Origin of the sequence: Henriciella pelagia, from assembly GCF_002088945.1 — a bacterium.
Taxonomy (GTDB): Bacteria; Pseudomonadota; Alphaproteobacteria; order Caulobacterales; family Hyphomonadaceae; genus Henriciella; species Henriciella pelagia.
Window position 1 is genome coordinate 462,841 of the sequence record NZ_NCSU01000007.1, and the last position, 18,986, is coordinate 481,826.

Consider the following 18,986-nt stretch of genomic DNA (forward strand, 5'->3'; position numbering starts at 1 on the left):
CGCGGATAGGAGTCGCCAGGCGCTATGGCCGATTATCGCAATGTCTGGGTACTGATTGCCGCTGTGGTCTTCCTGCAGCTGGGCGGCGGTGTGCTGGGCGTCGTTACCCCTCTCGGACTTGAGACCCTCGGCGTGTCCCCGGCTCTGATCGGGGCGATTGCAGCCGGTCACGCGGTCGGCTTCATGGCGGGCGCGTGGACCTCGTCCAATGCGATCATCGCTTTCGGCAATATCCGTGTCTTTTCCGCCGCCGCGGCTGTTTGCGGCGCGAGCGTTCTTGCCATGCAGCTCGCCCTCGACCCATGGGGCTGGACGGTCATCCGCATCATCCAGGGCGCCGCCTTTGCGTGGATGTTCTCCAGTATTGAAAGCTGGCTGAGCTCTGCTGTCTCCGCCAAGAGCCGGGGCAGTGTCAGCGGCTTCTACCACCTCATGGCCAAGGTCGCTCTCGTCGTGGGCCCTTTCTTCGTGTCCGGCCTCGCGCCGATCGATTTCAGGCCATATCTCTGGTGCGCCATTTTCATCACCCTGTCGCTGCTTCCGATCTGCCTGACCCGGCGCGGAGAGCCTGCACCGCCATCCTCGGAGTCGGTTCCGCTATCGCGCCTGTTCGAGCTTGCTCCCGCTGCCGTCATCTCTGTCTTCCTCGCCGGCGTCATCAATAGCGGAACCATGGCGCTCCTGCCGATCTATGCCGGCATCTCCCTGCCGGATGTTGCCGGTGGCGCAACGGGGGCTGCCGCCCTTGCCGCAGCTGCGGCGTGGACCGGCGGCATGATCACGCAATGGCCGGCGGGCCGCATTTCGGATGTCATCGACCGCCGCATCGTGGTTGCCATCATGGCGGCCATAGCCGGCACGGCGGCCCTGGTCCTCGGCCTCTTCCCCAATCTGCCGGAACTATACATCCTGATCGCGCTCGGCGTCTGGGGCGCAGGCTCGCTCTCCTTCTATGGCATTGGCGTCGCCCATGCGATTGACCGCGCCGAACATGGCCAGATCTCGCGCGTCATGGCCGGGCTCCTCTTCGTCTGGGCAGTCGGCTCAGTCATCGGTCCGCCGCTCTCCGGCGTCGCCTTCCGCCTTCCCTTTACCGAGGGTGGGCTCTTCCTGCTGGCCGCGCTTCTGTCGGGGGTGCTGATGTTTTCCATGTTGTGGCGCCGCGCCGCCCGGAAAGAAGCACCCAAGGAAGCGCAGGAGCCGTGGAATATTACGCTCCCGACACTGGGCTCAACCGGTGAAATTGACCCTCGCGCCGAATAGCGAAGGCTGAGTTCGGCATACGGACCCACGCGGTTGCTTCAACAGATTGCGGTGTTATAAGACGCGCCAAGTTTCAAAGGGGCGGGCCCGCCGCCTCATGCCGATATCAAAGAGGCCAAATCTCCATGAACATTCACGAATATCAGGCCAAAGCCGTCCTGAAATCCTATGGTGCGCCCGTTGCTGATGGTGTGCCGGTGCTCTCGCTCGATGACGTCCAGAAGGCCGTCGACTCGCTGCCAGGGCCGCTCTGGGTGGTGAAGAGCCAGATCCATGCCGGTGGACGCGGCAAGGGCAAGTTCGTGGAAGCCGAAGCAGGTGAGAAGGGCGGCGTTCGCCTCGCCTTCAACAAGGAAGACGTGTTCAAATTTTCCGAGCAGATGCTCGGCAAGCACCTCGTCACCGCTCAGACCGGCAAGGATGGCAAGCAAGTCAACCGCCTCTACATCGAAGATGGCGCCGACATCGAGAAAGAGCTTTACCTCTCCCTCCTTGTTGACCGCGAGACCGGCCGTCCGGCCTTCGTCGCCTCGACCGAGGGCGGCATGGACATCGAACAGGTGGCCCACGACACTCCTGAGAAGATCCTGACCCTGCCGATCGACCCGACCGCTGGTGTCACCGCCGCTGACGCAGGCAAGCTCTGCGACGCGCTGAAGCTCGACGGCACGGCCCGCGAAGACGGCATGAAACTCTTCCCGATCCTCTACAAGGCCTTCACCGAGAAGGACATGTCGATGCTCGAGATCAACCCGCTCATCGTCATGGAGAACGGCCATCTGCGCGTCCTCGACGCCAAGGTCAGCTTTGACGGCAATGCCCTCTTCCGCCACCCGGACATTGTCGAGCTTCGCGACACGACCGAGGAAGACGAGAAGGAAATCGAGGCCTCCGAATGGGACCTCGCCTATATCGCCCTCGACGGCACCATCGGCTGCATGGTCAATGGCGCAGGTCTCGCCATGGCGACGATGGACATCATCAAGCTCTATGGCGAAGAGCCTGCGAACTTCTGTGACGTCGGCGGCGGCGCCAATGCCGAGAAAGTCGCAGCCGCCTTCAAGATCATCATGAAGGACCCGAACGTCAAAGGCATCCTGGTCAACATCTTCGGCGGCATCATGAAGTGTGACGTCATCGCCGAAGGCGTGATCGCCGCAGTGAAGGAAACCAACCTCGCCGTGCCGCTCGTTGTCCGTCTCGAAGGCACCAATGTCGAGCAGGGCAAGGAAATCATCAAGAATTCCGGCCTCAACGTCATCCCCGCTGATGACCTCGATGACGCGGCCAAGAAAATCACCGACGCGGTGAAATAAGGCCCGCCCCTGATGCTCGCGACCCGCTCTCCTGTTCCGGCCCTGGCCGCTGGCGCGCTGCTTCTGGCAGCGTGCGACGACGAGGCTGACCTGACGCCAACCCTTGAGGCTGGCGCCACGGATATCGAGCAGGACGGGTCGCTCGTGTCAGAGTTCGTGTCCCTGTGCGGCGACATCGTCATCAATGGGGCCGCCCCGGCCAGCGCTGCCGGCAAGTTCGACTGGGACAAGCCGGTTACGTCCGACATGGCGCAGATGGCGGCGATGGGCGGGTATGCCGCCGACAAGCCGGAAGGCAGCGTCACCCTTCAGGTCGTCCCGCTCGATTTCCCGCACCTGCAGGGCATCACCTGCACGGTCTCCGCGCTCGACCCGATGACGGTCGACACATCGCCGCTTGATCCGCTGAAGGCCATCGACGGGTTCTCCGGCGAGGTAAAGTGGATCGGCAGCAGCGGCGACCGGACCGAACTTGGCCGCTTCAGCGGCGTCGCCTCCGACGGCGCAGTCGTCACCATCCACGCCATGAGATTCGAGGACGGGCGTTACATGACCCTGTCCATGTCCAAATCTAGGCCGGTCGATCCGGCATAACGAGTTACGAAATAGGAAGCACTGAATGTCCATCCTCATCGACAGCAGCACCAAAGTCATCGTCCAGGGCCTGACCGGCAATACCGGCTCGTTCCACACCAACCAGGCGCTGGAATATTACGGCACCAAGATGGTGGCCGGCACGCATCCGAAGAAAGCCGGCCAGAAATGGACGGCTGACAATGGCACCGAGCTTCCCATCTATGCGACCGCCGGTGAAGCGAAAGAAGCAACCGGTGCAAACGCTTCGGTGATCTATGTGCCACCTGCTGGCGCTGCTGCCGCCATCGAGGAAGCCATCGACGCGGAAATCCCACTGATCGTCTGCATCACCGAAGGCGTTCCGGTCCTCGACATGGTTCGCGTCAAGGCAAAGCTCGACAAATCGAAGTCACGCCTGATCGGGCCGAACTGCCCGGGCCTTCTGACCCCTGAGCAGTGCAAGATCGGCATCATGCCGGGCAAGATCTTCCAGAAGGGCTCTGTCGGCGTCGTCTCGCGCTCCGGCACCCTCACCTATGAAGCAGTGTTCCAGACTTCCCAGGTCGGCCTCGGCCAGACCTCGGCTGTCGGCATTGGCGGTGATCCGGTCAAGGGCACTGAATTCATCGACGTGCTGGAAATGTATCTCGCAGATGACGAAACCAAATCGATCATCATGATCGGCGAAATCGGCGGTTCTGCCGAAGAGGAAGCGGCCCAGTTCCTGATCGACGAGGCGAAGAAGGGCCGCAAGAAGCCGATGGTCGGTTTCATCGCGGGCCGCACCGCACCAAAAGGCCGCACCATGGGCCATGCCGGTGCCATTGTTTCAGGCGGCAAGGGCGATGCAGAGTCCAAGATCGCGGCAATGGAAGAAGCGGGTATCCGTGTGAGCCCGAGCCCTGCCCGGCTCGGCGATACCATGGTAGAGGTTTTGAAAGGTTAGTCGCGGAAAACTATCTTTCCGCATGGCGGCAAGACGAGGCCCTTAAAAAAGACCCCGCCGGGCCGTCCAACAGGTTCTTAGGACGGTAATAGACATGGCAGATGACGGTTCCCCAGTAACGGGCAAACGCAGCGCGCTGAACAGTGCGATGCTGGACACCGCATTCCTTTATGGTGGCAGCGCAGTCTGGATCGAGAAGATGCAGGCTGCCTATGCGCGCGACCCGAATTCTGTGCCCGAAAGCTGGCGCGACTTCTTCCGCGAGCTTGGCGATGGCAGCGAAGACGCCGCCCGCAATGCCGATGGCGCAAGCTGGAAGCGCGAAAGCTGGCCCAGGCCGGCCGATGCCGACCAGGTCGCTGCCTTTGACGGCAACTGGGCTGCGCTCGAGACCAAGATTGCGAGCAAGGTCAAAGGGGCCGCGCCAGCGGCCAGCGCCGAGGATGTTGCCGGCGCGGTCAAGGATTCCATCCGCGCCATCATGATGATCCGCGCCTACCGGGTTCGTGGCCACCTCGCCGCGCAACTCGACCCGCTGGCCATGGAAACCGATGTCGAGCATCCAGAGCTTGAGCCGGAAAGCTATGGCTTCGGCCCGGGCGACATGGACCGCAAGATCTATATCGACGGCTATCTTGGCCTTGATTACGCGACCATCCCGCAGATCCTGACGATCCTGAAGCGCACCTACTGCTCCACGATCGGCATCGAATTCCAGCACATCTCGAACCCGGAAGAAAAATCCTGGCTTCAGGAACGCATCGAAGGCCCGGACAAGGGCGTCGCCTTCACACCGGAAGGCAAGAAGGCGATCCTCGCCAAGCTGATCGAGGCGGAAACCTTCGAACGCTTCCTGCATCGGCGCTACCCCGGCACCAAGCGCTTCGGTCTTGATGGCGGCGAAGCGGCTGTGCCCGCGCTTGAGCAGATCATCAAGCGCGGCGGCGCGCTCGGCGTCAACGAGATCATCGTCGGCATGCCGCACCGTGGCCGTCTCAACATGCTCGCTGCCGTCATGGGCAAGCCGTATGAGAAGATCTTCCACGAATTCCAGGGCGGCTCGACGCAGGGCGCGGAAGGCTTCGGCTCCGGCGACGTGAAATACCATCTCGGCGCATCCTCGGACCGCTCATTCGATGGCAATGAAGTTCACCTCACCATGAACGCCAACCCGTCTCACCTTGAGGCGGTTGACCCCGTGGTTCTCGGCCGCGCCCGCGCCAAGCAGGCCATGGAAGCCGAAGAGACCGGCAAGCTCGACCGGTCGACCAAGCTGCCCCTGCTGCTGCACGGCGATGCCGCCTTTGCCGGCCAGGGTGTCGTGGCCGAATGTTTCGCCCTGTCCGGCCTTCAGGGCTATCGCACGGGCGGCACCATCCACTTCATCGTAAACAACCAGATCGGCTTTACGACCAGCCCGATGTATTCGCGCTCCTCGCCCTATCCGTCGGACGTTGCGCTGATGGTTCAGGCGCCGATCTTCCACGTCAACGGCGATGACCCGGAAGCAGTGACCTATGTCGCCAAGGTCGCGACCGAGTACCGCCAGAAATTCGGCAAGGACGTCGTTATCGACATGTTCTGCTATCGCCGGTTCGGGCACAATGAGGGTGACGAGCCGATGTTCACCCAGCCGGTCATGTACACCAAGATCAAGGGTCATGAATCGACCCGCGAAATCTATGCCCGCCGCCTCGTCGAAGAGGGGCTGGTGACGGCTGCAGAGGTCGAACAGCAGGTCAAGGATTTCGAGGGCTTTCTCGACAAGGCCTTTGACGAAGGCAAGGACCTCGAGACCCAGAAGGCCGACTGGCTGGACGGGGAATGGGAAGGCCTCGGCCTGCCAGAAGATGATGAGCGCCGCGGCAAGACCGGCGTTTCGAAGAAAAAGCTGCAGGAGCTTGGTGAAAAGATCACCACGATCCCTGAAGGCGTCGATGTTCACAAGACGCTCGGCCGCGTGATCGATGCGCGCCGCGAAGCGATCAGCTCCGGCAAGGGCCTCGACTGGGCCACCGCCGAGCATCTCGCCTATGCGACGCTGCTTGATGAAGGTTTCCCGGTCCGCCTGTCCGGCCAGGACTCAGGCCGCGGCACCTTCTCCCAGCGCCACAGCCATTTCATCGACCAGAACACCGGCGAGCGCTACACGCCGCTGAACAATCTCGGGCCGGACCAGGCGCATTACGAAGTCATCGATTCACTTCTCTCCGAAGAGGCCGTCCTTGGCTATGAATATGGCTATTCCCTCGCCGACCCGAACTGCCTCGTCCTCTGGGAAGCGCAGTTTGGCGACTTCTCGAACGGTGCGCAGGTCTTCTTCGACCAGTTCATTTCCTCGGCAGAGCGCAAATGGCTGCGCATGTCGGGCCTCGTCTGCCTCCTGCCGCACGGCTATGAAGGCCAGGGCCCGGAGCACTCCTCCGCCCGGCTTGAGCGCTTCCTGCAAATGTGCGCAGAAGACAATATGCAGGTCTGCAACCTGACCACGCCGGCAAACTATTTCCACGCCCTGCGGCGTCAGATCCATCGCGACTTCCGCAAGCCGCTGATCATCATGACGCCGAAATCGCTGCTGCGTCACAAGCTCGCAACGTCGAGCCTCGATGATCTCAACACCAAATCCTCCTTCCACCGCGTGCTGTGGGACGATGCCGAGACGCCGGGCCGCGAAGGCAAGGTGAAACTCGTCAAGGACAAGGAGATTCGCCGCGTCGTGATCTGCTCCGGCAAGGTCTATTACGACCTGTTCGAGGCGCGCGAGGAAAAGGGCATCGACGACATCTATCTCCTGCGCGTCGAACAGTTCTATCCGGTGCCGCGCAAGTCGCTGATGGCCGAGCTGAAACGCTTCAAGCAGGCCGAGATGGTCTGGTGCCAGGAAGAGCCGCGCAATATGGGCGGCTGGACCTTCATGCGCGACGAGATCGAATGGACTGCCAATCAGGTCGGCTGCCAGAAGCCGCGTCCGAAATATGCCGGACGTCCCCCTGCCGCGGCCACCGCAACCGGCCTCATGTCTCAACACAACAAGGAAAAGAATGCTCTCATCGGTGCTGCGCTGGGCGACCAGCCGGTTGAAGACAGCATTGTCTCCGCCTGACCCTGACACGACCCAAATACGAAACGGACAAGTTATGACTGATATTGTAGTCCCCCAGCTCGGCGAAAGCGTCACAGAGGCGACCGTCGGCCAGTGGCTGAAAAAGGCCGGGGAATCGGTCTCCAAGGATGAGGTGCTCGTCGAACTGGAAACCGACAAGGTTTCAGTCGAGGTTGCCGCGACGGCAGACGGCACACTGTCTGAAATCGTCGCCAAGGAAGGTGACACGGTTGAAATCGGTGCGATTCTCGGCCGGCTCGGCTCTGGAAATGGCGCTGCCAAGGCTGCCCCGGCCGCCAAGGCTGAAGCCGCCCCGGCTGCAAAGGCGGAAGCGCCGAAATCGTCCGGCGGCTCGACCGTCGATGTCGCCGTACCCGCCATGGGCGAAAGCGTCACCGAAGGCACCATCTCCGAATTCCTCAAAAAGGTCGGCGACAGCGTCTCCAAGGACGAAACCATTGCAGAGATCGAGACCGACAAGGTTGCGCTCGAAGTGCCTGCCACCGCGGACGGCGTGATCACCGAGCTGCTGGTTTCTGCCGGCGACACGGTCAATCCGGGCACGGTCATCGCCCGCATCAGCGCCGGCGCCAGCGCCGGTGAGACGGTCGCCAAACAGGCACGCGTCACTGAAGGCGCGCCAACAACACAAACGCCCGCAGAGACCGGCCAGTCCGCCTCGGGCCAGGAAGACCGCCCCGTCTCCCCATCGGTGCGCCGGGTGGCCTCCGAAGGCGGCGTGAATCCCGCTGATATTCCGGGCACTGGCCGCGATGGTCGCGCCACCAAGGCCGATGCGATCAATTATGTGAACAATGCTGCGAAATCTGCCTCTTCCAGCCAGCCGCAGCAGGCCCGCGCGCCGCGCGACATCGGCCCTCGCGAAGAGCGGGTGAAGATGACGCGCCTGCGCCAGACCATTGCTCGCCGCCTGAAAGAGGCGCAGGACACCGCAGCCATGCTCACCACATTCAACGATGTGGACATGAGCGCGGTCATGGATCTGCGGTCGAAGTACAAGGAAAGCTTCTTTGAGAAGCATGGCGTGAAGCTCGGCTTCATGGGCTTCTTCACCAAGGCCATCGTGTCCGCACTGAAGGAAATCCCCGCCGTGAACGCCGAAATCGACGGCACGGACATCATCTACAAGAACTTCTACGACATCGGCATGGCTGTCGGCACCGACAAGGGCCTCGTCGTGCCGGTTATCCGTGACTGTGATGAGCTGTCGCTGGCCGGTATCGAGCGCGAGCTTGGCAATCTCGCAAAGAAGGCACGTGACGGAGATCTGTCCATTGCAGACATGCAGGGCGGCACGTTCACCGTGACGAATGGCGGTGTCTATGGCTCGCTGATGTCGACGCCGATCCTCAACCCGCCGCAATCGGGCGTGCTCGGCATGCACCGCATTGAGCAGCGCCCTGTCGCGATCAATGGCAAGGTCGAGATCCGCCCGATGATGTATCTCGCCCTCTCCTATGACCACCGCATCGTCGACGGCAAGGAAGCAGTGACCTTCCTCGTCCGCGTCAAGGAAGCCCTGGAAGATCCGGAACGCCTGCTGCTCGACGTTTAGGTCCTGCGCACAGACAGGCAACCGAAAGCCCTTATCCTTCGCTCAGGATGAGGGCTTTTTTGTACTTGCGGAAATAGCCCGACATGGTGAGCGAAGCATGCCCCGGCGCAGGCCGGGGTCGAACCACTGGCGGGCAAATGGCGAAAAGCCTGAGACCATCGCCCCCTTCCCGCTTATGCTGAGCCTGTCGAAGGAGGGAGGGCCGGTGGCGGGCTCAGCGCGCCCTCGTCATGTAGACGCGGATCAGCAGCGGCTGGAAGATCAGCACTGGCGGCTCGAACCCGGCCACCTCGACCGCGCGTTCAAGCTCTGCCGGCGTGTGCGCCGCAAAATCCCGCCCGAACGCTTCGCGGTAAGCGGCAACATTCTCTTCCGGCATGTCGCACAGCCGGAGCGCATTGAGCCAGGCGCCCATCAGATCATCAAAGCCCGGCGCCTCACGGTCGGCAGCCAAGTCTGCAAAGACGAGCGGGCAGCCCGGCGAGAGTCGCCCCGCAATGTCCCGGAAGAAGTCGGTGCGCGCCTTCAGGTCGGTCAGGAAATGCGAGACGAGCAGCGCCGTCGCCCCATCGAAAGGCGCTGTCTCCGGCAGGCTCTGCAGAAAACCGTCATGAATGGCGCAGCGCTCCAGTATCCCCGCTGCCTTCAGACGCTCACGTGCGACGCGGAGCATGGCCGGGGCTGGGTCGACCAGCTGGAATGACCAGCCGGGATTGGGCGCGGCGAGCTTGATCGCATCCTCGCCGGTCCCCGCCCCCACGCACAGCACCCGCGCCGAATCAGGCAGCGAAGACAGGGCAAGCCGCGCCCCCAGATGCACCGCGTCCCGCGCGGTCGCCAGCCTGTCGAACTGGCTATCGTAGACTTTTGCGTGTTCTTCGCCGAAGGGCTCCATGACCATCCTCACAATTGTTATACTATAACAAGCGTGAGGATGGCGCGTCTGTCAATCGACAAATCCCTGATAATGGCCCTCAGACCGCGAAGAAGACATGCCACATCATCCGGCCCGGCAGCATTGAGAACAGGCCCGCCACCAGCATTCCGCCAACAAACATGTTTGTCATTGTCGTGCGATGCTTCCTGATGTCCCGGCGCTTCACCGCCGCGATGCCGAATGGAAGGCCGAGCATGGTCCAGGCCGAGAGGGCGTGGATCGGGCTGTAATGGGTCTGGAAGATGGCCGTGATGAAGAAGGAGGAGCCCGCCGTCACCGCCATGCTGGCCACCCAAATCCACCCGAAGGTCCGGTGCAGGCGAAACCCCTTGGGCGCAACCATCAGGAAGAGGCCGATGGACAGTGTCAGGAGCGCCGCCACCACGTGCACCTGTATCGCCGGCCCGGCCGACAGGATGGGCGAGAGGTCAATGCGCGGGCGCGGCACCACTCCGGCATCGATCAGGATGGCAGCCGATAGCGCCGTGTAGATTGTCAGCGCCCCGCCAATCACCCACTGGTGCATGCCTATACGCTTCAGCCGCTCACGCAGGGTGCGGGCCGATCGGGAGGATTCTGCAAGGCTCATTGTCTTTTCTCCAGTCTTGCGGCAGGGCCAGTCCCTCGCCTGTGAGAGGAAACTTGCCGGACCACCCACCAGGCGCGAGCCCAACTACGTCAGCGGACTGGAATCCTTCGCGAAATGCCGCCAATGTCAGTCGCGAAACGTGAATGACATGGGGCCTGCAGCTTGCGTATCGCGATTGACTGGAAGAAACGGGCGCGCGAAACCCTGATCCTCACCGGGATCGCCCTGTTTCTTGCCTTCCTGCGCCCATTCGGCACTGACACAGACACGCCGCTCTACATCATTTTCGGCTTCTGGCTGCTGCTCATTCTGGCCGGCGCGCTCGTCGGCGAGCTTTCGGTCTGGGCCTTCTACCGGCTGTGGCCCGAAGGTCCGACCTGGGCGATGATCGCCATCGTGTCCATGGTGACAGCGGTCGCCGTGACGCTGCTCCTGCTCGGCCTTGATGCCGGCCTTGGCGACACGGTTTCGGTCGGCGGCGGCCCGGTCCACATCCTCTATCTCTATGTGCTGGTGATCTCGGTCGCCATGACCCTGCTCGGCTACACGCTCAGCCGCGCCTTCAACATGGCGGGCCCAGACTTCGTCCACGAGACCGATGACCGCTCGGCCGTCGACGTCTTCCTCGAGCGCCTGCCGGTCAAATACCGCACCGCCGATCTCTACGCCGTCTCTTCCGAGGACCATTACTGCCGCGTGGTCACCAGCCTCGGCAGCGAGCTGATCCTGATGCGGCTCTCCGATGCCGAAAGAGAGCTGGCGAGCGTTGACGGGTTGCGGGTCCACCGCTCATGGTGGGTGTCCCGTAAAGGGATCGCAGAGAGCCGCCGCGAAGGCGGAAAAATCGTTCTGACACTGAAATCGGGCGACGAAGTCCCGGTCTCGCGCTCCTATCAGGACGCGGTAAAGGATGCCGGTCTGGTCCACTAGATCCTTGTAAAATTCAGACTTTGTTAACTGCCCGAAAACGGCCCTATTCCGGCCCCGCATGGAACCTATTCCGGCGCGAGCATGTTAATTGCAGCAGATGATCCCCAGATGGCCTTCAACAGAAATGGGCCACAAAGGGGGCCCGATGAAGAAGGACGAGAAGACGATGAATACCGGTAGCATCCTTGCCAAGAGCGCCAGCCTGGTCGTGCTCGGTGTCATCGCCGCCGTGACCCTCATCATGGCCTTCGCCCCCGCCGGCTCGATCTATAACGGCTAGGCTTTTCTCAAAATCAAGAACTCTCAAACGCCCTCATGGTGAGCGAAGCATGCCCCGGCGCAGGCCGGGGTCGAACCACTGGCGGGCGATAAGCGCAGACATCTGAAACCATCGCCCCCTCCCCGTTTATCCTGAGCCTGTCGAAGGAGGGAGGGTCGGGGTGGGGCGACCGCCGCCGCCCTAAACCTTCGGCCCGCCCGGCATCACAGGGCGCTCTCGAAACGTCCCCATCGACAGCACCCGGTCATACATGACCAGCGCGCCGGCAAGGCTCACATTGATGCAGAACTTGGTCGGGATCTTCACCACATGGTCGCATTTGGCCAGCATCTCCGGCGAGAGATCGCCCCGCTCGCGCCCCAGCACATAGGCCGCCGCCTTGGGGTGCTTGAACTCCGGCAGCTCCACCGCATCCTCGGTCAGTTCCACACCCACCAGCTGGCAGCCCTTGGGCAGCGCCATGTCGCCGACCGCGTCCCACTGATAATACGGCACGCTCTCGAAGGTCTTTGACGTGTCGGCCTTGTAGGCAATCTTCAGTTTCGGCTCGGCATCGACCGAGAACACAAAGCTCGCCCCGAACGCGTTTGCCGTGCGCATCAGCGCGCCAAGGTTCATCGGCTTGGAAATCCCTTCCGCCCCGATCGCGAAATAGCCCCGCATCAGCCAGCTCCTCCGGTAAAGCGCCAGGCGGCGATCACAGCGATCAGCAAGACTGCGAACAGCATCGTCCCCTTGCGGGCGAACCGGATGTGCGAAATCGCCTGCGGATACTCGCCCGCCAGGTGCTGCGCTACTTCGCCCTCGATACCAGCCGTCTCCAGCGCCGTCCCGCCATTCACCGCCTGCACCACGCCGATCCGCGCCGAACGCTCGTCCAGCCCGTCAAACTTCGCCTTTGCCGCCCGCTTCAGCGCGACACCGGCCAGCATCCGCATCTGGACGCAGAGCCCAAAGGCGAAAACCATGAACAGGCCCGCGACAAAGTAGAGGAGGTCATGCTGGGTCATCGCATCGTCGCCACTTCGAACCGCCCGGCGCTTGTCACGACGCCGCGCTTCATTGTTTCGGCATTGAACGGCATTTCGACATGGCCGAGCACATCCATCGCGATCAGGCCGCCATCCCCGCCCAGCAGGTTGAGATCCTCCAGCGAACCGTTCGCGGCGCTTCTGAGGTCCTGCTTGCCATAGCGCACCCGCGAAGAGACATCCGCGGCCGCATTGGTGCGCAGGAAATACTCGCCCTGTCCCGTACAGCAGACAGCGACCCGCTCATCGGCCCAGATGCCAGCGCCAATGATCGGCGTATCGCCCACCCGCCCCGGCGTCTTCCCCAGAAGACCGCCCGTCGACGTCGCCGCCGCGAGCCGCCCTTCAGTGTCCAGCGCGATGACCCCCACCGTGCCATGCGCCAGCTCACCCTTCTTCACCGGGATCGTCACGGCGGGCGTGTAATACTTCTTCGGGCTGTGCACCCGTTCGAGCTTGTGCCTGCGCGCAATCATCGCCGCGCCCTTGCCGACGATCAGCACATGCGGCGTCTCGTCCATGATGAGGCGCGCCGCCGTCACCGGGCTCTTGAAGCCCCTGAGAGACGCCACCGCCCCGGCATTGCGCGTGCGCCCGTCCATGATGGCCGCATCCAGCTCCCACTGGCCGATTGCATTCGGCGACGACCCGCGTCCCGCAATATGATGCCCGCACTCTTCCAGCGCCACCGTCAGCTTCTGCACCACGTCCAGCGCCGCCTCGCCGCGCGCCAGCAGGGTCTCGCCCTCGCGCAGCAGGCTCGCCATATGCGTTTCGGCAGCGGCATGATCGCGCGGACGCAGCGGTCCAGCGCCGCCATGCATTGCAAGAGCCCAGCTTTTGGCCATGCGGCAATTCTCCACAGACAAAGGGTTTCTGACGCCTTAGCGCTTCACACGGCCCGGTGCCACCGATAGGTTCGGCCCGTCAATCACCGTACACAGCACAAAACACAAGAGGAAACGAACATGAAAGCCCTGCTCTCAAAATCACCCGGCGGCCCGGACACCCTGGTTCTGGAAGACGTTCCCTCCCCTCAGCCGGGCGATGGCGACGTTGTCATTGATGTGAAAGCCGTTGGCGTGAACTATCCCGACGTCCTCATCATCCAGGACCAGTACCAGTTCAAGCCAGAGCGCCCCTTCTCCCCCGGCGGCGAGATTTCCGGCACGGTCAAGGCCGTCGGCAAGAACGTCACCAAATACAAGGTCGGCGACCGTGTGATGGGCTCGATTGGCTGGGGCGGCATGGCCGAGGAAGCCGTGGTCGACCAGGCCCGCGTGCGCCCTTTCCCGGAATCCATGTCCTATGAAGAGGCCGCCGCCCTCCTCATGACCTATGGCACCTCCTATTACGCCCTGAAGGATCGCGGCAATTGCAAGCCGGGCGAGAGCCTGCTCGTCCTCGGCGCAGCCGGCGGTGTCGGCCTTGCCGCTGTCGAGCTTGGCAAGGCAATGGGCATGGACGTGATCGCCGCCGCCTCAAGCCAGGACAAGGTCGACCTTGCCATGGAAAAAGGCGCTTCCAAAGGCTTCGTCTATGATCGGGGGCCCCTCGACCGCAGCCAGCAAAAAGCCCTCTCCGACAAGATCAAGGAACTTGGCGGCGGCGGCGTGGACGTCATCTATGACGGCGTCGGCGGCGACTATGCAGAGCCGGCCCTGCGCGCCATGAACTGGGATGGCCGCTTCCTCGTGATCGGCTTCCCGGCCGGCATCCCGAAAATGCCGCTCAACCTCACCCTCCTGAAGTCGTGCAACATTGTCGGCGTCTTCTGGGGCGCTGCCGTCGCGCGCGACCCGGAAGCCAATGAGCAGAACATCAAGGAGCTGTTCGAGATGTACGAAGCCGGCAAGATCAAACCGCACGTCTCCAACACCTACCCCCTCGCCGAAGCCCCCGCCGCCATCACCGAACTGATGGAACGGAAAGCGAAGGGGAAAGTGGTTGTGACGGTTTAGGCTGTTAGCTGGCGCCATGGACACGACCGAAGTTCTTTCTCAGCTCTCGAGGCGGGTCTTGCTTTACATAGCAGGGGGCGCGATCGTGTCTGTGGTCGCATCATTGATCACCTTTCATGCACTCATAGGCCAAAATTTTGACTCGGTGCATCGGAGAATCGACGATGCCAGATCGACCTTAGCGTCACAGGTTTCCAAGCTAGAAGCGAGCGTCGATAGCGTTGGAGCACAAGTAAGCCAGATCGATAAGGACTTGCTCTTTGTTCGCGAGTTCGTATCCGAAATCGACTCCTTAGAAGACAAGCTTGGCTACGGACCAGAGTTGATTGAAGCTAGGCTTGAGAGACTTCCTATTGGTGGTCCGGGAAGCACCCCGGTTCCTGAGTTTCCCACCTACACAAAAGAGCTGCCTTTTGATTCGGAAAGATCAACGATTGAAGACTGGAAGACTCGTATGACGCGACTTCTAGAAACTCGATTGACCACTGACCGACGATACTCTTTCGATCCTGAAAAGCACGACATCGAGGTATTCGAGAATGTGGTAATCCCAATTGAAGCGGATGCGCCGCGTTTAGACTTAACCGCCGTCGCTGTATTCAAGGAATGATATGTGCTCTTTGATGCAATTCCTTTCAGAAAAGTCTCAAAGATAGAGTCACTTACGCTCTTGCTCGACAATCGGAATCACAGATAGAAAATGCGTGACGGTTGCCGTCCATGCCCATTTCCGATGCACGAACCCTAATACGCCCGAGGGCAATCGTGCTTCTCGGTGAAAGCTGGCTCTATCCAGCTGCCAGAAAGGAGGTTGGCCATGGAACGTGTATTCGTTCGGGCCTATGTCCGCTGGCGGTACGGTCGGGAGGAGCACGTTTGTGCTCACACCCGCCGCTGGCCGCGGCAACTCAGCTTTGACTTCTAGACGGGTCGGCTGAGGTGGGCGGTGACCGTCACCTTCCTGAATCAAAAGGGAATCGCCGTCAAGAGTCTGGCGAACATCGTTCCTTTGCTCGCTGCTCATTCGCGCCGAAAGGCAGACCCTGCCATTCGGCCACAGCCAGCCCCTTTCGATCTGACTCAGGCGGTCAAGGCTGCCGCAGGCACGGCGAAGCCGCTTGGCCTTGACCGCCTGAGGCAGATCGGACACATGCCGTGTGCCGCAGCCAATCCCGTCACAATTCCCGTGACCTTCTTCAACTGGCGCCTCCCCGTGGCTTGACCACGGGGTCCATCTCCCGTCCGTGCGACCAGACTCTATGTCCGGAGATGGGCACCGCGATCAAGTCGCGGTGAACCGCCTCAAAGAGAAGGACACCTCTCAAAGCCGCCATGGTGAGCGAAGTCGAACCACGGCGGCGCGCCAGGTCGCTTCATGGTTCGACTTCGCTCACCATGGCGTTGCGTTTTGCCGCGAAGCCTTCGCCCTTCCTAAAGCCCCGCCCGCAGCGCCTTCAGCGCGCCCTCTTCCATGCCCATGAATTTCGGGTCGTCGGCGAGCGGTGCGACCAGCAGCGCCTCAGGCCGCGTCGCATGCTTCACACTGTGATAGACCTTTGAGCGCGAAAGGCCCGAACAGATCAGGTAGAGCCCGTCATCAAGCGCCAGCAGCCTGTCAAACTCCGCCGGATCAAGCCGGCGCTGAGGCCCGCGAACATAGACGAGATAGAGCGTGGTGTTGTCAGCCATGGCAGAAGGACGCCGCAGCGGCCTGTCTGTTCCCTGATCGAACGGAAGACCGCGCTCCACCCAACTCATCCCCGCTAGGGAGATCAGGGGAATGGGGCCTGACCGAGGTCGCCCCCCCAAAAAGCCGTCATGGTGAGCGAAGTCGAACCATGAAGGCGGGCCCGTCAGGCTTCCTCATGGTTCGACCCTCATCCTGAGCGAGGCCAAAGGACGCTCACCATGAAGTAAGAATGGTGCCGCCGACCCCTGCGCAGGTATCTGCGGCGTCACACTGCCCTTCCCCCAACACCGCTCATCCTGAGCGAAGGCGGGGATCTCAGTCAGCCTGGATCAAACCCGGCCCAACCCCACCCCGACCCTCCCCACTGGGGAGGGTCCGCGGTGGGGTATCCGCCCTTGCACGGTAATTGGACGGGTTCTGGACGGGTCTCACACCAGATCCATCCACCCCCTCGCCCGCCCGTCTATGATGCGCGCATGTCCGGGCTCGACCATCATGTCTCCATCGCCATGCAGAAGGCGATCCCGCTCCTGATGAGCCTGATTGCGCAGGCCTCAGCCATTCTCGCCCTTGCCTCGCGCGCCGGCACCACCCGCATCTCTCGCATCGCCCATGCACGGGCGCTGCGTCTCATCCGCCCGGCCGAAGCGCTGGTCCGCCGGCTGATCGTTCTTCTGGCGAACAAGCTGCACACGACACCGCTGCCACCTCGGGCTCCAACGTCCGCCATGGTGAGCGAAGCCGAACCACAAGGGCCGGGCAGTCGCAGCGCGGCGGCGCATGGTTCGACGTCGCTCACCATGTCGCCGCGTGGAGGAGCCCCCAGTTTCGCCCTGTTCGAGCCCAACCCCGCCTTCGCGCGCATGTATGCCGAGGGTGAGGCCATCCCCGTCCCGGCGCGCGCCTTCGGCCCGCCTGCCCCGACCTGTCATCCCGCCCGGCTCCTCGCACGACTAGAAGCGCTGCAGGCGGCCATAGAGAACCGAGAGGCGCTGGCGCTTCGCCATGCCCGCTCCATCCCTCGCAAGATCGCGAAGGACTGTTTTGCCCGCGTCAATCCATGGCGCGTTGGGGCCGCGCCGGGCGTGCGCTCCCGGCACACAGAGCCCTGGCTCGCCGACATGCTCAGCCTGTTCATGATGGCCATCCGGCGCATCCCGCCGCCCGAGCGTCCACGCCCTGCCCTCTGAACGGCCCGCCCCGCCAGACCGTCTGGCGGGGGCGAAGGCGCACGGCTTTTCATTAACGAGAGCGGCTATACTCTGTCCCGGCGACAAAAGAGGGAGCGGTCCAATGAGCTATGAAGGCCACGAAGAACACCATCTGATGCACCGCTCGAACTGGCTTCGCGCCGCGGTGCTCGGCTCGAATGATGGCATCCTCTCGACCGCCAGCCTGCTCGCCGGTATCGCCGCCGCCTCTGCCGGGCGCGCCGACCTCCTGCTTGTCGGCGTCGCGGCCCTGATCGCCGGGGCAATGTCCATGGCCGCCGGGGAATATGTCTCGGTCAGCTCCCAGGCCGATACGGAACGCGCCGACCTCGCCAAGGAAAAGCGCGCCCTGAAGGAGATGCCGGAGGAGGAATTGCGCGAACTTGCCGACATCTATGAACAGCGCGGTGTGGAACCGAAAACTGCGCTCGCCGTCGCCAGGCAGCTCACCGAGCATGACGCGCTCGACGCCCATGCGCGCGACGAGATCGGCATTTCGCCGGTGGTGACGGCGCAGCCCCTGCAGGCCGCGGTGTCATCCGCGCTGAGCTTTGCGGTCGGCGCGCTCCTTCCCCTCATCGCCGCCATGCTGGCGCCGGCTGGCTGGGTGGTGTTCACCGTCATCGCCGCCTCGCTGGCAAGCCTTGCCCTGCTCGGCCTGTTCTCCGCCCAGATGAGCGGGGCCGGCGCCACCCGCGCCGTGCTGAGGGTTGTGATCTGGGGAGCCGCAGCGATGGTCGCAACGTCACTCGTCGGCCATCTCTTCGGTGCGAATGTGGCAGCCGTCTAGGAGACGCGCTCGACCATCATCGTCTTGATCTTGGCAATTGCCTTGGCCGGATTGAGACCCTTCGGGCAGACCTGGGCGCAGTTCATGATCGTATGGCAACGATAGAGCTTGAACGGGTCTTCAAGGTCATCGAGACGCTCGCCGGTCGACTCGTCGCGGCTGTCGATCAGCCAGCGATAGGCCTGCAGCAGCGCGGCGGGGCCGAGATACTTTTCGCCATTCCACCAATAGGAGGGGCAAGAGGTCGAACAGCAGGCGCAGAGGATACACTCATAGAGGCCGTTCAGCTCATTGCGCTGTTCCTCGGACTGCTTCCACTCCTTCTCAGGCTCCGGCGTGTCCGTCTTCAGGAAGGGCTGCACATAGGCGTGCTGCGCGTAGAAGTTGGTGAGGTCGGGAATGAGGTCCTTGACGACCGGCAGGTGCGGCAGCGGCGCGATGGTGATCGACTTGCCGGCCACTTCGTCCCAGCCCTTGGTACAGGCGATGGTGTTGTGGCCACCAATGTTCATCGAACAGGAGCCGCAGACGCCCTCGCGGCAGGACCGGCGGAAGGCGAGCGTCGGGTCGATATTGTTCTTGATGTAGATGAGCACGTCGAGAACCATCGGGCCGCACTTGTCCATGTCGACCCAGTAAGTGTCCCAGCGCGGATTGCCGCCTTCTTCAGGCGAATAGCGGTAGATCTTGAACGCCTTGGCATTCTTCGCGCCATCCGGCTTCGGCCATTCCTTGCCCTTCTTCGGGGCAGAGCCTTTGGGCAGAGTGAGCTGAACCATATAAAACC

Annotated in this window: 19 protein-coding genes; 12 read left to right on the top strand and 7 right to left on the bottom strand. The window is 62.4% G+C overall.

Annotated features, from left to right (window positions below):
- Nucleotides 1-24: 24 nt before the first annotated feature.
- The 6 genes from B8746_RS04960 (at nucleotide 25) to odhB (ending at nucleotide 8,780) form a co-directional block, all read left to right on the top strand.
- Complete coding sequence (locus B8746_RS04960) at nucleotides 25-1,263, top strand: MFS transporter (protein ID WP_084392118.1); 1,239 nt, start codon at nucleotides 25-27, stop codon at nucleotides 1,261-1,263.
- Between the two features lie 125 nt (nucleotides 1,264-1,388).
- Nucleotides 1,389-2,579: an ADP-forming succinate--CoA ligase subunit beta gene (sucC, locus tag B8746_RS04965; RefSeq protein ID WP_084392119.1), complete on the top strand. Its 1,191-nt coding sequence runs from the start codon at nucleotides 1,389-1,391 to the stop codon at nucleotides 2,577-2,579.
- Between the two features lie 12 nt (nucleotides 2,580-2,591).
- The gene (locus tag B8746_RS04970) at nucleotides 2,592-3,173 is read left to right on the top strand and encodes a hypothetical protein (protein WP_084392120.1); all 582 of its coding nucleotides are present in this window, start codon (nucleotides 2,592-2,594) and stop codon (nucleotides 3,171-3,173) included.
- A gap of 25 nt (nucleotides 3,174-3,198) precedes the next feature.
- The gene (gene sucD / locus B8746_RS04975) at nucleotides 3,199-4,101 is read left to right on the top strand and encodes a succinate--CoA ligase subunit alpha (protein WP_084392121.1); all 903 of its coding nucleotides are present in this window, start codon (nucleotides 3,199-3,201) and stop codon (nucleotides 4,099-4,101) included.
- A gap of 94 nt (nucleotides 4,102-4,195) precedes the next feature.
- Nucleotides 4,196-7,204, top strand: a complete 3,009-nt coding sequence (locus B8746_RS04980; protein WP_084392122.1) for a 2-oxoglutarate dehydrogenase E1 component — start codon at nucleotides 4,196-4,198, stop codon at nucleotides 7,202-7,204.
- Between the two features lie 34 nt (nucleotides 7,205-7,238).
- Nucleotides 7,239-8,780 carry a 2-oxoglutarate dehydrogenase complex dihydrolipoyllysine-residue succinyltransferase gene (gene odhB, locus B8746_RS04985; protein WP_084392123.1) on the top strand — a complete coding sequence of 514 codons (1,542 nt, stop codon included), beginning with the start codon at nucleotides 7,239-7,241 and terminating at the stop codon, nucleotides 8,778-8,780.
- A 214-nt stretch (nucleotides 8,781-8,994) separates the two neighbouring features.
- Here odhB and B8746_RS04990 read toward each other — a convergent pair whose 3' ends face one another.
- Nucleotides 8,995-9,675: a class I SAM-dependent methyltransferase gene (locus tag B8746_RS04990; RefSeq protein ID WP_158084535.1), complete on the bottom strand. Its 681-nt coding sequence runs from the start codon at nucleotides 9,673-9,675 to the stop codon at nucleotides 8,995-8,997.
- Nucleotides 9,676-9,754: 79 nt separating this feature from the next.
- Entirely contained in the window at nucleotides 9,755-10,306 is a 552-nt protein-coding gene (locus B8746_RS04995) for a DUF2306 domain-containing protein (RefSeq protein ID WP_233123930.1), read from the bottom strand.
- A gap of 162 nt (nucleotides 10,307-10,468) precedes the next feature.
- Here B8746_RS04995 and B8746_RS05000 point away from each other — a divergent pair, with 162 nt between their 5' ends.
- Nucleotides 10,469-11,236: a LytTR family DNA-binding domain-containing protein gene (locus B8746_RS05000; protein ID WP_084392125.1), complete on the top strand. Its 768-nt coding sequence runs from the start codon at nucleotides 10,469-10,471 to the stop codon at nucleotides 11,234-11,236.
- Nucleotides 11,237-11,360: 124 nt separating this feature from the next.
- Nucleotides 11,361-11,516: a hypothetical protein gene (locus B8746_RS17075; RefSeq protein WP_158084536.1), complete on the top strand. Its 156-nt coding sequence runs from the start codon at nucleotides 11,361-11,363 to the stop codon at nucleotides 11,514-11,516.
- Nucleotides 11,517-11,696: 180 nt separating this feature from the next.
- Here the strand turns inward: B8746_RS17075 and B8746_RS05005 are convergent, their stop codons facing one another.
- Genes B8746_RS05005 through B8746_RS05015 form a run of 3 tightly spaced genes read right to left on the bottom strand, consistent with a single transcriptional unit; the run spans nucleotide 11,697 to nucleotide 13,395 of the window.
- Nucleotides 11,697-12,179: an RNA methyltransferase gene (locus B8746_RS05005; protein WP_084392126.1), complete on the bottom strand. Its 483-nt coding sequence runs from the start codon at nucleotides 12,177-12,179 to the stop codon at nucleotides 11,697-11,699.
- Nucleotides 12,179-12,526 (bottom strand): hypothetical protein, encoded by a 348-nt coding sequence (locus B8746_RS05010; protein ID WP_084392127.1) that lies wholly within the window; start codon nucleotides 12,524-12,526, stop codon nucleotides 12,179-12,181. The genes B8746_RS05005 and B8746_RS05010 overlap by 1 nt, the downstream gene beginning before the upstream one ends.
- Nucleotides 12,523-13,395 carry an isoaspartyl peptidase/L-asparaginase family protein gene (locus B8746_RS05015; RefSeq protein WP_084392128.1) on the bottom strand — a complete coding sequence of 291 codons (873 nt, stop codon included), beginning with the start codon at nucleotides 13,393-13,395 and terminating at the stop codon, nucleotides 12,523-12,525. The genes B8746_RS05010 and B8746_RS05015 overlap by 4 nt, the downstream gene beginning before the upstream one ends.
- Nucleotides 13,396-13,515: 120 nt before the next feature.
- On the opposite strand from B8746_RS05015, the gene B8746_RS05020 reads away from it, so the two are divergent.
- Nucleotides 13,516-14,508 carry an NADPH:quinone oxidoreductase family protein gene (locus B8746_RS05020; protein ID WP_084392129.1) on the top strand — a complete coding sequence of 331 codons (993 nt, stop codon included), beginning with the start codon at nucleotides 13,516-13,518 and terminating at the stop codon, nucleotides 14,506-14,508.
- Nucleotides 14,509-14,524: 16 nt separating this feature from the next.
- Complete coding sequence (locus B8746_RS05025) at nucleotides 14,525-15,118, top strand: hypothetical protein (RefSeq protein WP_084392130.1); 594 nt, start codon at nucleotides 14,525-14,527, stop codon at nucleotides 15,116-15,118.
- Nucleotides 15,119-15,939: 821 nt separating this feature from the next.
- Here B8746_RS05025 and B8746_RS05035 read toward each other — a convergent pair.
- Nucleotides 15,940-16,197 (bottom strand): hypothetical protein, encoded by a 258-nt coding sequence (locus B8746_RS05035; RefSeq protein ID WP_143434525.1) that lies wholly within the window; start codon nucleotides 16,195-16,197, stop codon nucleotides 15,940-15,942.
- Nucleotides 16,198-16,674: 477 nt separating this feature from the next.
- Between B8746_RS05035 and B8746_RS05040 the strand changes: the two genes are divergently transcribed.
- Nucleotides 16,675-17,388, top strand: a complete 714-nt coding sequence (locus tag B8746_RS05040; RefSeq protein WP_084392133.1) for a hypothetical protein — start codon at nucleotides 16,675-16,677, stop codon at nucleotides 17,386-17,388.
- Nucleotides 17,389-17,491: 103 nt separating this feature from the next.
- Nucleotides 17,492-18,199: a VIT1/CCC1 transporter family protein gene (locus B8746_RS05045; protein WP_084392134.1), complete on the top strand. Its 708-nt coding sequence runs from the start codon at nucleotides 17,492-17,494 to the stop codon at nucleotides 18,197-18,199.
- Here the strand turns inward: B8746_RS05045 and B8746_RS05050 are convergent.
- A complete protein-coding gene (locus B8746_RS05050; RefSeq protein WP_084392135.1) occupies nucleotides 18,196-18,978 on the bottom strand; it encodes a succinate dehydrogenase iron-sulfur subunit in 783 nt (260 codons plus the stop codon). The genes B8746_RS05045 and B8746_RS05050 overlap by 4 nt on opposite strands.
- Between the last annotated feature and the right edge of the window lie 8 nt (nucleotides 18,979-18,986).

What these genes read in the sequence shown, in the direction of transcription:
- B8746_RS05015 (WP_084392128.1), bottom strand. Translation starts at nt 13,395, where the DNA reads ATGGCCAAAAGCTGGGCTCTTGCAATGCATGGCGGCGCTGGACCGCTG.
- sucC (WP_084392119.1), top strand. Translation starts at nt 1,389, where the DNA reads ATGAACATTCACGAATATCAGGCCAAAGCCGTCCTGAAATCCTATGGT.
- B8746_RS17075 (WP_158084536.1), top strand. Translation starts at nt 11,361, where the DNA reads ATGGGCCACAAAGGGGGCCCGATGAAGAAGGACGAGAAGACGATGAAT.
- sucD (WP_084392121.1), top strand. Translation starts at nt 3,199, where the DNA reads ATGTCCATCCTCATCGACAGCAGCACCAAAGTCATCGTCCAGGGCCTG.
- B8746_RS04990 (WP_158084535.1), bottom strand. Translation starts at nt 9,675, where the DNA reads ATGGAGCCCTTCGGCGAAGAACACGCAAAAGTCTACGATAGCCAGTTC.
- B8746_RS04960 (WP_084392118.1), top strand. Translation starts at nt 25, where the DNA reads ATGGCCGATTATCGCAATGTCTGGGTACTGATTGCCGCTGTGGTCTTC.
- B8746_RS04970 (WP_084392120.1), top strand. Translation starts at nt 2,592, where the DNA reads ATGCTCGCGACCCGCTCTCCTGTTCCGGCCCTGGCCGCTGGCGCGCTG.
- B8746_RS04980 (WP_084392122.1), top strand. Translation starts at nt 4,196, where the DNA reads ATGGCAGATGACGGTTCCCCAGTAACGGGCAAACGCAGCGCGCTGAAC.
- B8746_RS05035 (WP_143434525.1), bottom strand. Translation starts at nt 16,197, where the DNA reads ATGGCTGACAACACCACGCTCTATCTCGTCTATGTTCGCGGGCCTCAG.
- odhB (WP_084392123.1), top strand. Translation starts at nt 7,239, where the DNA reads ATGACTGATATTGTAGTCCCCCAGCTCGGCGAAAGCGTCACAGAGGCG.
- B8746_RS05025 (WP_084392130.1), top strand. Translation starts at nt 14,525, where the DNA reads ATGGACACGACCGAAGTTCTTTCTCAGCTCTCGAGGCGGGTCTTGCTT.
- B8746_RS05005 (WP_084392126.1), bottom strand. Translation starts at nt 12,179, where the DNA reads ATGCGGGGCTATTTCGCGATCGGGGCGGAAGGGATTTCCAAGCCGATG.
- B8746_RS05045 (WP_084392134.1), top strand. Translation starts at nt 17,492, where the DNA reads ATGAGCTATGAAGGCCACGAAGAACACCATCTGATGCACCGCTCGAAC.
- B8746_RS05010 (WP_084392127.1), bottom strand. Translation starts at nt 12,526, where the DNA reads ATGACCCAGCATGACCTCCTCTACTTTGTCGCGGGCCTGTTCATGGTT.
- B8746_RS05050 (WP_084392135.1), bottom strand. Translation starts at nt 18,978, where the DNA reads ATGGTTCAGCTCACTCTGCCCAAAGGCTCTGCCCCGAAGAAGGGCAAG.
- B8746_RS05020 (WP_084392129.1), top strand. Translation starts at nt 13,516, where the DNA reads ATGAAAGCCCTGCTCTCAAAATCACCCGGCGGCCCGGACACCCTGGTT.
- B8746_RS04995 (WP_233123930.1), bottom strand. Translation starts at nt 10,306, where the DNA reads ATGAGCCTTGCAGAATCCTCCCGATCGGCCCGCACCCTGCGTGAGCGG.
- B8746_RS05040 (WP_084392133.1), top strand. Translation starts at nt 16,675, where the DNA reads ATGTCCGGGCTCGACCATCATGTCTCCATCGCCATGCAGAAGGCGATC.